Origin of the sequence: Streptomyces huiliensis, from assembly GCF_020037025.1 — a bacterium.
GTDB classification, from domain to species: domain Bacteria; phylum Actinomycetota; class Actinomycetes; order Streptomycetales; family Streptomycetaceae; genus Streptomyces; species Streptomyces huiliensis.
Window position 1 is genome coordinate 1 of the sequence record NZ_JAIQLH010000284.1, and the last position, 13,803, is coordinate 13,803.

The following is a 13,803-nucleotide window of genomic DNA, read 5'->3' on the forward strand; positions in this document are numbered from 1 at the left end:
GCGGCGCCCGCCGCCTCGTCGGCTACGCCGTGCCCGCCGCCGGACAGGCCCTCGACCCCGAGGAGCTGCGGACCGCGCTGGCCGCCACGCTGCCCGAACACATGGTGCCGCCGGTCGTCGTCCTCCTGGACGCCCTGCCGCTCAGCCTCAACGGCAAGCTCGACCGCAAGGCCCTGCCCGACCCGGCCCCCGCCGCCGCGCCCGCGTCCCGCGCCCCGCGCACCGAGGCCGAGCGGGTGCTCGCCGAGGTCGCCGCCGACGTGCTCGGCCTGGACGCCGTCGGCGTCGACGACAACTTCTTCTCCCTCGGCGGCGACAGCATCTCCGCCATCCAACTCGGCAGCCGCGCCCGCCAGGCCGGCTGGGGCGTCACGCCCCGGACCGTCTTCGAGCGCAAGACGATCGCGGCCGTGGCCGCCGTCGCAGAGCGCCTGGCCGGCGACGAAGCAGCGGCCGAGGACCGCCGCGAGGACGCCACCGGCCCGCTGCCCGCCACCCCCATCACCGAGTGGCTGCGCGAACGCGGCGGCCCGATACGGCGCTTCGCCCAGACGACGGTCGTCACCGCCCCCGCGGGGCTGGACCCGGAGCGGCTCACGGGCGCCCTGGACGAGCTGACGCGCTATCACGACGCGCTCCGGATACGGCTGGTGCCGGGCCGCGACGCGGACGGCGAGTCCGGTGGCTACGGAGCCACCTGGACCACCGAGGTCCGGCCCACCCACCCCGGCGTCACCCTCCACCGCGTCCACATCGCCGACGAAGACGACCTCGACGCCGCCGTCGAGCGCGAGCGTGCCGCCGCCGTCGACCGGCTCGACCCCGCCGCCGGGACCGTGCTCGCCGCCACCTGGTGCGACCTCGGCCCCGACGCGCCCGGCCGGCTCGTGCTGGCCGTGCACCACCTCGCCGTCGACGGCGTGTCGTGGCGCATCCTGCTGCCCGATCTGCGAGCCGCCTACGAGGGCGAGGAGCTCGCCCCGGCGAGCACCCCGCTGCGCCGCTGGGCGAAGGGGCTGCACGCCGCCGCCGGCTCCGACGCCGTCCGCGCCCAACTGCCGCTCTGGCGCGAGGTGCTGGCGCCCGGCGCCGGGCCGCTGCTCGGGGAGCGGGCCGTCGACCCGGTCCGCGATACCGCCGCGACCAGCCGCACTCTGCGGCTGACCCTGCCCGCAGACCGCACCGCGCCGCTGCTCGCCGACGTGCCCGCCGCCCGCCGGGCCGGCGTCGACCACGTGCTGCTCACCGGCCTCGTGCTGGCCGTCGTCGGCCGCCGGCGCGAGCGGCAGGGCGCGTCGGCCCCCGCCGACCTGCTGCTGCGCCTGGAGGGCCACGGGCGCCAGGACCACCTGGTCCCCGGCGCCGACACCTCCCGTACCGTCGGCTGGCTCACCAGCGAGTACCCCGCCCGCCTGGACCTGGAAGGCGTCGACCCGGCCGACGCCGGGCGCGCCCTGGGCCTCGTCAAGGAACAGCTCCGCGCCCTGCCCGACGACGGCACCGGCTACGGCCTGCTGCGGTACCTCGACCCCGAGGCGCGCGCCGAACTCGCCGCCACCCCCGCGCCGCAGCTCCTCTTCAACTACCTCGGCCGGTTCACCACCGGCGACGCCCCCTGGACGCCGGCCGGCGACGCGTTCGCCGCCGCCTGCGACCCCGGACTGCCCGCCGCGCACGCCCTGGAGATCGGCGCGTTCGTCCACGACCGCGCCGAAGGCCCCGAGCTGACCGCCGTCCTGACCTGGCCGGAGGGCGTCCTCACCGAGGAGGCCGTCCGCGACCTCGGCGACCGCTGGTTCCGCGCCCTGGACGGCCTCGCCCAATGGGCCGCCCAGGCCGGCGAGCCCCGGCCGACCCCCTCCGACGTCCCGCTCGCCGGGCTCGGCCAGGCCGCCCTGGACCGCGTCCTCGACGCCCGGCCCGGCACCGAGGACGTCTGGCCGCTCTCCCCGCTCCAGGACGGCCTCCTCTTCCACGCCCTCTACGAGACCGGCGCCGACGGCCTCTACACCTCCCTCACCGGCCTGGAGCTGACCGGCCCGCTCGACGAGGCCGCCCTGCGCCGCGCCGTGGACGCGGTGACCAACCGCCACCCCGCCCTGCGTGCCGCGTTCGACCACACCGCCGCCGACCGGCCGGTGCAGACCGTCGCCGCCCGGGTCACCGTCCCGTGGACCGTCCACGACCTGACGGACGCCCCGGCCGACGCCGTGGAGGCCGTCGAGACCGCCGAGGCCACCACCCCGTTCGACCCCACCCGGCCGCCGCTGCTCCGCTGCGCCCTGCTGCGCCTCGGCGCCGAGCGGCACCGGCTGGTGCTGACCCGCCACCACCTCGTCATGGACGGCTGGTCCACCCCCGTCCTGCTGCGCGAGATCATCGCCGCCTACGCGGCCGGCGGCGACGCCTCCGCCCTCCCGCCCGCCGCCTCCTACGCCGACCACCTGGCCTGGCTCGACCGCCAGGACGCCGCAGCGCACACCGCCGCCTGGCGCACCGCGCTCGACGGCCTCACCGCCCCGACGCTGCTCGCCGACACCCTCGCCGACGGCGACCCGGCCGCCGGTGCCACGGCCGGCGAGGTCGACCTGCCGCTGCCCGCCGAGACGGTCGCCGCGCTCACCACGCTCGCCCGCGACCACGGCCTGACCCTCAACACCCTGGTCCAGGGCGCCTGGGCGGTCCTGCTGGGTCGGCTCACCGGCCGCACCGACGTCGTCTTCGGCGCCACCGTCTCCGGCCGGCCCGCCGACATCCCCGGCGTCGAGTCCATCGTCGGCCTCTTCAGCAACACCATCCCCGTCCGCTTCACGGTGGACGAGGACGAGACCGTCGCCGCCGCCCTGGCCCGCCTCCAGGGGCAGCAGTCGCGGCTGCTCGACCACCAGTACGCGGGGCTCGCCGACATCCAGGCGCAGGCCGGGCTCGGCACCCTCTTCGACACCCTCCTGGTCTTCGAGAACTACCCCGTCGACGCCGACGAGCTGACGGCCCCCGACCCGTCCGGCCGCCCCGGCCGGCTGCGCGTCACCGGCATCGGCAACCGCGGCGCCACCCACTACCCGCTGTCCGTCCTCGTCCTGCCGGGCGACGCCCCGCGCATCACCGTCGAGTACCGGCCCGACACCTTCACCGCCGCCCGCGCCGCCGACCTCGGCGCCCGCCTGCTGCGCCTGCTCGACGCCATGGCCGCCCGACCGGACGCGCCCGTCGGCTCCCTCGACGTCCTCGCCCCGGCCGAGCGCGACACCGTGCTGCGCGCCTGGAACGCCACCGAGCGGGCCGTCCCCGCCGGCACGGTCGTCGACGCCTTCGAGGCCCAGGTCGCGGCGGCGCCCGACGCCACCGCCGTTGTCTGCGGCGGCCAGCGGTGGACCTACGCCGAGCTGGGCGCCCGCGCCGACGCCGTCGCCCGCCGCCTCACCGCCCTCGGCGCCGGCCCGGACACCGTCGTCGCCCTGGCCCTGCCCCGCTCCGCCGACCTGGTCGCCGCCGTGTTCGGCACCCTCAAGGCGGGCGCCGCCTACCTGCCGGTGGACCTCGACCACCCGGCCGACCGCGTGGCGCTCATGCTGGACGATGCCGCCCCGGTCGCTGTACTGACGGTCAGTCAGGTCGTGGAGCGGCTACCCCTCGACGGCCGTACCGCCGTCCTCCTGGAGGACGTGCGCGACGACGCCGACCCGGATGTCACCCCGCGCCGGCCCGCCCTCGACGACCTGGCCTACGTCATCCACACCTCCGGCTCCACCGGCCGCCCCAAGGGCGTCCAGGTGCCGCACCGCGGCCTGGTCAACATGCTCGACCACCACCGCTCCACCGTCTTCGCCCGCGCCGTGGAGGCCGCCGGCGGGCGCCGGCTGCGCGCCGCGCACACCGCCTCGTTCTCCTTCGACTCCTCCTGGGAACAGCTCCTCTGGCTGGTCTGCGGCCACGAACTGCACGTCTACACCGAGGAGTCGCGCCGCGACCCGCAGGCCCTCGCGGCCCGGCTGCGCGCCGACCGCATCGACACCCTCGACGTCACCCCGTCGTTCGGCCGCCAACTCGTCGAGTGGGGGCTGCTGGACGGGGACGGGCACCGCCCGGTGCTCTTCCTGCTCGGCGGCGAGGCCGTCGACGACGCCCTGTGGACCCGGATCCGCGACACCGAGGGCGTCATCGGCCACAACTTCTACGGCCCCACCGAGTACACCGTCGACACCCTCGGCGCCGCCCTCGACGACAGCCCCGCGCCGTCCGTCGGCCGGCCCATCGGCAACACCCGCGTGTACGTGCTCGATTCGCGGCTGCGGCCCGTGCCCGCCGGCGTCCCCGGCGAGCTCTACATCGCCGGCCCCGGCCTCGCCCGCGGCTACGGCAACCGGCCCGGCCTCACCGCGTCCCGCTTCGTCGCCGACCCGTACGGCCCCGACGGCAGCCGCATGTACCGCACCGGCGACGTCGTCCGCTGGCGCGCCGACGGCACCCTCGACTACCTCGGCCGCGACGACGACCAGGTGAAGATCCGCGGCTTCCGCGTCGAGATCGGTGAGGTCGAGGCCGCGCTGGCCGCCCTGCCGGCCGTCGCGCAGACCGCCGTGCTGGCGCGCGGCGCGGTCGGCGGCGTCAAGCGCCTCGTCGGCTACGCCGTCCCGGCGCCCGGTGCCGCCGCCGACCCGGCCGGCCTGCGGGCCGCGCTCGCCGAGCGGCTGCCCGAGTACATGGTCCCGTCCGCGATCGTCCTCCTGGACGCGCTGCCGCTGAACGTCAACGGCAAGCTCGACCGGCAGGCCCTGCCCGAGCCCGACGCCGACGCCTTCGCCGGCACGGCCGGTGGCGGCGGCCGGGCGCCGCGCGACGAACGCGAGGCCCTGGTGTGCGGTGCGTTCGCCGACGTCCTCGGCCTGCCCGCCGTCGGCCCCGACGACGACTTCTTCGCCCTCGGCGGCCACTCCCTGCTCGCCACCCGCCTCGTCGGCCGCGTCCGCACGGCCCTCGGCGCACCCGTCACCATCCGCGACCTGTTCGACGCCCGCACCCCCGCAGCCCTCGCGCGCCGGATGGACGGCGCGGGCACGGACCGCCCCGGCCCCACCGCCGGCGAGCGCCCGGCCGAGGTGCCGCTGTCGCCCGCGCAGGCCCGCCTCTGGTTCCTCCAGCAGCTCCAGGGCCCGAGCGCCGCCTACACCATCCCCTGCTCGCTGCGGATCGACGGACCGCTGGACGCCGACGCCCTGCGCGCCGCGTTCACCGACGTCGTCGCCCGCCACGAGGCGTTGCGCACCGCCTTCCCGGACACCGAAGGACGCCCGTACCAGAAGGTGCTGACTGCAGAGGAGGCCCGGATCCCGTTCGAGGTTCGGCAGGTCGCCCCCGAGCGGCTGGACGAGGCCGTCGCCGAGGCCGGTGCCCGCGCCTTCGACCTGGCCGCCGCGCCCCCGGTGCACGCCACGCTGGTCACGGCCGGGCCGGAGACGCACGTGCTGTGCGTGGCGCTGCACCACATCGTCGGCGACGAGTGGTCCGAGGGCGTGCTCCTGCGCGACCTCGACGCCGCCTACGCCGCCCGCCGCCGGGGCGCCGCGCCCGTCTGGCAGCCGCTCCCGCTGCAGTTCGCCGACCACGCCCTGTGGCAGCGCGACCTGCCCGCCGACGAGCGCCTGACCGGCTACTGGACCGAGCGGCTCGCCGGCCTCCCCGACGAGCTGACGCTGCCCGCCGACCGCCCCCGGCCGGCCGAGCCGAGCGGCCGCGGCGGCGCCGTCCGGCTGCGGCTGCCCGACGCCCTCCACCGGGCGCTGCGCGCCTACGCGCACCGCACCGGCGTCACCCCGTTCATGGTCACCCAGGCGGCCGGCGCCCTGCTGCTGGGCACCCTCGCCGGGAGCACGGACGTCGCCCTGGGCACGCCCGTCGCCGGACGCGCGGACGAGGCCGTCGAGAACGTCGTCGGCTTCTTCGTCAACACCCTCGTGATGCGGCACGACCTGACCGCCCCCGAGGGCGCCGCCCTCACTTTCGACCGGCTCGTCGAGCGGTCCCGGGAGACCGTGCTCGGCGCCCTCGCCCACCAGGACCTGCCCTTCGACCGGCTGGTGGACATCGTCAGCCCCGAGCGGTCGCTGGGCCGGCACCCGCTGTTCCAGGTGATGGTCCAGCACCGCAAGGAGGCCGCCGGCCTGGACGCCCTCTTCGGCGCCCGGACCACGCTGCTCCCCGACCCGCTGCACGCCGCCCGCTTCGACCTCGCGTTCACCTTCGTGGAGTCCGCCGACGGCGCGCACACCGACCTCACCGTCATCCACGCGGCCGACCTGTACGACCACGCCACCGCCGAACTGCTCGCCGAGCGGCTGCTGCACGTCCTGGAGCAGACCCTCGCCGCCCCCGGCCGGCCGCTGGACCGCGTGGACGTGACCAGCCCGCGCGAGCGCCGGGCGCTGGCGGGGGAGTGGAACGCCACCGAGCACCCCGTGGCCCCGGGCACTCTTGTCACCCGGTTCGCCGAGCGGCTGGCCGCGACGCCGGACGCGCTCGCCGTCCGGTATGCCGACGAGGAGCTGACGTATCGCCAACTGGGCGAGCAGGCGGGCGCGTTGGCCGGGCGGCTGGCCGCACTCGGCGCCGGGCCCGACCGGATCGTGGCCGTCGCCGTGCCGCGCTCGGCCGAGCTGATGGTCGCCCTGCTGGGCGTCCTGAAGGCCGGCGCCGCCTACCTGCCGCTGGACCTCGACCACCCGGCCGAGCGCCTCACGGACATGGTGGCCGACGCCGCGCCGGTGGCCGTGGTCACCGTCGGCGCCGTCCGCGACCGGCTGCCGCGCCTCGACGGGACGCCCGTCGTCGTGGTCGACGAGCCCGGCCCGGCCGTCGCCGTCCCGGCCGAGGCCGCGCCGCACCACGCCGCGTACGTCATCTACACCTCCGGCTCCACCGGCCGCCCCAAGGGCGTCGTGGTGACCCACGAGGCCATCGTCAACCGCCTCGACTGGATGCGGGAGGCGTACGGCATCCGGCCCGCGGACCGGATCCTCCAGAAGACCCCGGCGAGCTTCGACGTCTCCGTCTGGGAGTTCTTCCTGCCGCTGGTCAGCGGCGCGGCCGTGGTCCTCGCCCGACCCGGCGGCCACCGCGAACCCGACTACCTGGCCGGGCTCGCCGCCGGAACCGGCGTCACCACCGCCCACTTCGTCCCCTCCATGCTCACCGCCTTCACCGCGGCGGCCGAGCAGGACGAGGCGGTCCGCGCCGGGCTGCGCGGCGTCCGCCGCGTCTTCTGCTCGGGTGAGGCGCTGCCCGCCGCCGCCGTGGACCGGTTCGCCGCGCTGTGGCCGCACATCGAGCTGCACAACCTGTACGGGCCCACCGAGGCCGCCGTCGACGTCACCCACCACCGGGCCGAGCCCGGCGCCGGTGTCGTCCCCATCGGCCGTCCCGTCTGGAACACCCGCCTGCACGTCCTGGACGCGGCCCTGCGCCCGGCTCCCGTCGGCGTCCCCGGCGAGCTGTACCTCGCCGGCGTCCAGCTGGCCCGCGGCTACCTCGACCGGCCCGGCCTCACCGCGTCCCGCTTCGTCGCCGACCCCTACGGGCCCGCCGGCAGCCGCATGTACCGCACCGGCGACCTCGTCCGGCGCCGCGCCGACGGCTCCGTCGAGTACCTCGGCCGCACCGACGACCAGGTGAAGATCCGCGGGTTCCGCATCGAACTCGGCGAGATCGAGGCGGCGTTGGCCGACCTGCCGGCCGTCGCCCAGGCCGCCGTCGTCGCCCGGCCTCTGGCCCCCGGCGGCGCCCGGCAGCTCGTCGGCTACGCCGTCCCGGCCGCCGGCGCCACGCCCGACCCGCAGGACCTGCGCGACGCCCTCGCCGCGCGGCTCCCCGCGCACATGGTCCCCGCCGTCATCGCCCTGCTGGACGCGCTGCCGCTGAGCGTCAACGGCAAGCTCGACCGCAAGGCCCTGCCCGAGCCCGGCCGCGCACCCCGCCCGGCCGCCGCCCCGGCCCCTACCGGCAACACCACCCCGGCCGCCGCCATGGCCGCGGTCTTCGCCCAGGTCCTGGGCCTGCCCGACGTCGGCGAGGACGAGAACTTCTTCGCCCTCGGCGGGGACAGCATCGTCTCCATCCAGCTCGTCGGCGCCGCCCGCAAGGCCGGCTTCGCCGTCGCCGCCAAGGACGTGTTCCAGCACCCGACCCCGGCCGCGCTGGCCGCCGTGGGTGGCACGGCGGTCACCGAAGAGCCCGTCGCGGCGCCCGTGGCCGAGGACGGCGAACTGCCCCTGCTGCCCGTCGTCCACTGGCTGCGCGAACACGGCGGTCCCGTCGACCGGTTCAACCAGTCGGTGCTGCTCACCGTCCCCGCCGGACTCCGCCCGGAGCCGCTGCGCGCGGCCCTCGCCGACCTCGCCCGCAACCACCCGGCCCTGCGCCTGCGCCTGGACCGCACCGACGGACTCTGGACGCAGGAGATCCTGCCCGCCGACACGGCCCCCGCCGTGACGGACCCGGCCACCCTCCGTCAGGCCGACCTCACCGGACTGGACGCCGACGCCCTGCGGGACCTGCTCGTCAAGGAGGCCGACGCCTCCGCCGCCGCGCTCGACCCCGCCACCGGCACCGTCCTGCGCGCCGTCCACGGCGACGCCGGGCCGGACGCCGACGGCCGGCTGCTGCTGACCGTCCACCATCTGTCCGTGGACGGCGTCTCGTGGCGCGTCCTGCTCCCCGAGCTCGCCGAGGCGTACGCCGCCCGGGCCGAAGGCCGTACCCCCGCCCTCGAAGCCGAGGCGACCGGGCTGCGCGCCTGGACGGCGCAGCTGCTGGAGCACGCCCACACCCGGGCCCGTACCGCCGAGGCCACCTACTGGCGGACCGCGCTCGCCGGGCCGCAGGCACCGCTGTCCCGTACGCCCGTCGACCCGCGCCGCGACACCACCGCCACCCTGCGGACCCTGCGCCGCACCCTGCCCGCGGACCGCACCGCGCCCCTGCTGACCGCCGTGCCGCAGGCGTTCTCCGCCGGCGTGGACGACGTCCTGCTGGCCGGCCTCGCCCTCGCCGCCGCCGACTGGCGCCGGGCCGCGAACCCGGCCCTGCCCGCCGCCTACACCGGCGCCCTCCAGATCGACCTGGAAGGCCACGGCCGCGGCGGCAGCGACACGGCCGGGCTCACCCCCGACCTGTCGCGCACGGTCGGCTGGTTCACCACCGTCCACCCCGTCCGCCTGGACGTCTCCGCGCTCGACGTGCCCGCCGCCCTGGCCGGCGGCCCGGCGGCGGGCGACGCCCTCAAGCGGGTCAAGGAGCAGCTCCGGGCGGCCCCCGACCGGGGCCTCGGCCACGGTCTGCTGCGCCACCTCAACGCGCAGACCGCGCCGCTGCTCGCCGCGCTCCCCGCCTCGCAGCTCCTCTTCAACTACCGGGGGCGCACCGACCACCAGGGCGGACCGCGCGACGGCCGCTGGCCCTTCGCCCCCGACGCGGAGCGGGCCGCCGTCGCCGAGGGCGCCGCGCCCGACCCGGCCATGCCGGTGCCGTACCCGCTGGAACTCGACGCCGTCGTCACCACCGGCGCCGACGGCCGGCCGGAACTGGCCGTCGAATGGAGCTGGCCGCAGGCCCTGTTCACCGACGAGCAGGTGGCCGACCTCGCCGACCGCCTGTTCACGGCGCTCGACGCCCTCGCCCGGCACACCGCCGACCCGCACGCGGGTGGCATCACGCCGTCCGACGTCCGCCTGGTCAGCCTCGACCAGAAGCGCATCGACCGCCTCGAAGCCCGCCTGCGCAGGCGCCGATGAACCCCGACCGGCCGATGAGCCCCGACCGGCAGCCCACCGCCCCCACACCCTCCTGGACCGAGAACCCCACCATGAACGACGCCACCGCACCGACCCAGGCCGACTCCGCAGCGGGGTCCGCGCTGGAGGACGTCTACCCCCTGTCCTCCCTCCAGGAGGGCCTCCTCTTCCACGCCGTCTACGACGAGGACGCCCGCGACGTCTACGTCGTCCAGTCCCACCTCGACCTCGAAGGCCCGCTGGAGACCGCTGACCTGACGGCCGCCGCCGACGCCCTGCTGCGCCGCCACGCCAACCTGCGCGCGGGCTTCTGGTACGACGACGGCGAGGAGCCCGTCCAGTTCGTCCCGCGGGACGTCGACACCCCGGTGCGGGAGCGCGACCTCACCGCCCTCGCCGGTGACGCGGCGGCACAGGAGGACGCGGTCCGCACGGCCATGGCCGAGGACTGGAACTACCGCTTCGACCTCGCCGAACCGCCCCTGCTGCGGCTCACCCTGCTGCGCCTGGACGCGGACCGCGCCCGCCTGGTGATCACCTGCCACCACCTCCTCCTCGACGGCTGGTCCATGCCGATCCTGGTCCGGGAGCTGCTCACCCTGGTCGGCTCGCGCGGCGACCTCGCCGTCCTGCCGCCCGTCCGCCCCTACCGCGACCACCTCGAACTGCTCGCCACCCGCGACACCGAGGCCGCCCGCCGGGCCTGGGCCGCCGCCCTCGACGGGTTCACCGAGCCCCACCCGGTGGCCCCCGGCGCCGCCCTCGGCGCGGCCGTCGAACCCGGCACCGTCGAGACCGAGGCGGGCGCCGAACTCACCGCCGCCGTCACCGCCGTGGCCCGCGCCCGCGGCCTGACCCTCGGCAACGTCGCCCACACCCTCTGGGGCGTCCTCGTCGGCTCCCTCACCGGCGCCGCCGACGTCGTCAGCGGCACGACCGTCTCCGGCCGCCCGGACGACCTGTCCGGCGCCGACAGCATGGTCGGCCTGTTCATCAACACCCTGCCGGTCCGTGTCCGGCTCGCCCCCGACGCGACCCTCGCCGGGACCGCCGCCGCCGTCCAGGCCGAGCAGGCCGCCCTCATGGACCACCAGCACCTCGGCCTCGGCGGCATCCAGCGGCTCACCGCCGTCGACGGGCCGCTGTTCGACACCCTGCTCGTGGTCGAGAACTACAGCGGCAGCGACGACGTCTCCGACACCCTCGGCGCGGCCGCCGCCGCGAGCGGGCTGCGCGTCACCGGCCTCGGCGCCCGCGACGCCACGCACTACCCGCTGACGATGTCCGTGCTGCCCGGCGCCACCCTGCGCCTCGAACTCGGCTACCGGCCCGACCTGTTCGACGCCACGGCGGCCCGCCGCGTCACCGACCGCTTCCTGCGCCTGCTCACCCTCTTCGCCGACCAGCCCGACACCCCGCTCGCCCGGCTCGACACCCTGCTGCCCGGCGAGGGCGAGGAGCTGACCGCCGCCGCCGACGGCGGCGAACACCCCGTCCCGGCGGGCACGGTCACCGACCTGTTCACCGCGCAGGCCGCCCGCACGCCCGACGCCACCGCCCTGGCGGGCCCGGCCCTCGGCGGCGGCACCGAGCAGGTCTCCTTCGCCGAACTCGACGCGCGCTCCGACCGGCTCGCCCGGCTGCTCCGCGACCGCGGCCTCGGCGCCGAGCGCGTCGCCGCCCTCGCCCTGCCGCGCTCCACCGCGTCCGTCACCGCGATCCTCGCCGTCCTCAAGGCCGGCGGCGCCTACCTGCCGCTGGACCTCGACCACCCCGACGAGCGCCTCGCCCTGCTCCTGGACGACGCCCGGCCCGCCCTCCTCGTCGCCACCCGCGAGGTCGCCGCCCGGCTGCCCGAACTCCCCGGCACGGTCGTTCTCCTCCTCGACGATCCGGACGTCCGCGCCGCCCTCGACGCGCTGCCCGCCGGGCCGCTCACCGACGCCGAGCGCGGCGAGCCCGTCGCCCCCGGCCACCCCGCGTACATCATCCACACCTCCGGCTCCACCGGCCGTCCCAAGGGCGTCGTCATCGAGCACCGCGGCCTCACCGCGCTCGCCCACGACCACCTCGACACCGTCTTCGCCGACGCCGTCCGCGCCACCGGCCGCGACCGGCTGCGCGCCCTGCACACCGCCTCGTTCTCCTTCGACTCCTCGTGGGAGCAGCTCATCTGGCTGGTCGGCGGCCACGAACTGCACGTCCTCGGCGAGCACGAGCGGCGGGACGCCGAGGGCGTCGTCGCGTACGCCCGGGAGCACCGCGTCGACACCCTCGACGTCACCCCCACCTACGCCCAGCAGCTGCTGGACAGCGGGCTGCTGGACGCCGACGCCCCGCACCGCCCGGCCGTGCTGCTGCTCGGCGGCGAGGCCGTGCCCGAGGCGCTGTGGGCGCGGCTGCACGGCGCGCCCGGCCTGACCTGCGTCAACTACTACGGGCCCACCGAGTTCACTGTCGACGCCCTCGCCGCCGACCTCGCCGACAGCCCCACCCCGACCGTCGGCCGGCCGCTCCGCAACACCCGCGCCCACGTCCTGGACGGCTGGCTGCGGCCCGTGCCCGTCGGCGTCCCCGGCGAGCTCTACCTCGCCGGCGCCCAGCTCGCCCGCGGCTACCTCGACCGCCCCGCCACCACCGCGTCCCGGTTCGTCGCCGACCCCTACGGGCCGGCCGGCAGCCGCATGTACCGCACCGGCGACCTCGTCCGCCGCCGCCCGGACGGCGGCCTGGACTTCCTCGGCCGCACCGACGACCAGGTGAAGATCCGCGGCTACCGCATCGAACTCGGCGAGATCGAGGCCGTCCTCGCCGACCACCCGGCCGTAGGCCACGCCGCCGTCCTCGTCCGCACGAGCGCGTCCGGCGTCAAGCGCGTCGTCGCCTACGTCGTCCCCGCCCCCGGCGCCACCCCGGACACCGGGGAGCTGCGGGCCGCCTGCGCGGCGCGGCTGCCCGAGTACATGGTGCCGTCCGCCTTCGCCGTCCTCGACGCGCTCCCGCTCAACGTCAACGGCAAGATCGACCGGACCGCGCTGCCGTCCGACGACGCCCTCGACTACGCCGGGCACACCGACGACCGCGAACCGGCCGACGCCACCGAGGCGCTGCTCTGCCGCGTCTTCGCCGAGGTCCTCGACCTGCCCCGGGCCGGCGTCCACGACGACTTCTTCCGCCTCGGCGGCGACAGCATCACCTCCATCCGCCTCGTCGGCGCCGCCCGCGCCGAGGGCCTCGCCCTCAGCCCCCGCGACGTCTTCGAGGGCCGCACGCCCGCCGGGCTCGCCGAGCGCGCCCGCGGGGGAACGGCCGCCGACGAGCCGTTCACCGCCCCCGAGCTGCCCCGGCCGAGCGACGAGGCCCTCGCCGCCGTGCCCGCGGGGGCCGAGGTCTGGCCGCTCTCGCCGCTCCAGCGCGGCCTCCTCTTCGAGGCCCTCTACGACGAGGACGCGCTCGACGTCTACACCTCCCGCGACGTCGTCACCCTCCGCCGGCCCGTCCCCGTCGACGTGCTGCGCACCGCCGTCACCGCCGTCCTCGACCGCCACCCCAACCTGCGCGCCGGCTTCCTGCACGACGGCCTCGACGAGCCCGTCCAGTACGTCCCGGACGCCGTGGACGTGCCCGTCACCGAGGCCGACCTGCGCGGTCTCGCGCCCGAGGCCGCCGAGACCGAACTCGCCCGGCTCCGTGACGCCGAGGCCCGCACCCGCTTCGACCTGACGAACCCGCCGCTGCTGCGCCTGGTCTCCGTCCTCACCCCCGACGGCCGGCAGCACGTCCTCGTCACCAACCACACCCTCCTCTGGGACGGCTGGTCGTCCGGGCTGTTCCTCCAGGAGCTGCTGGCCCACTGCCACGCCCTCGTCACCACCGGCTCCCAGGCGAGCCCCGAGGGCGAAGAGCCGCTCCCGTACCGGGACTTCCTCGCCTGGCTGCACGCCCAGGACACCGCCGCCGGCGAGGAGGCGTGGCGCACGGCCCTGGCCGGCGTCGAGGAGCCGACGCTCGTCGCCCC

At 77.1% G+C, this 13,803-nt stretch carries 1 protein-coding gene and 1 pseudogene; both read left to right on the plus strand.

Annotation, left to right across the window (positions count from 1 at the left end):
• Positions 1-29: 29 nt before the first annotated feature.
• Positions 30-9,785, plus strand: a pseudogene (locus JNW98_RS31225) (amino acid adenylation domain-containing protein); the annotation flags it as partial.
• Positions 9,782-13,803 (plus strand): non-ribosomal peptide synthetase (locus JNW98_RS31230; protein ID WP_223771668.1); only part of this gene is annotated, 4,022 nt, incomplete at its 3' end. The pseudogene JNW98_RS31225 and the gene JNW98_RS31230, both read left to right, overlap by 4 nt.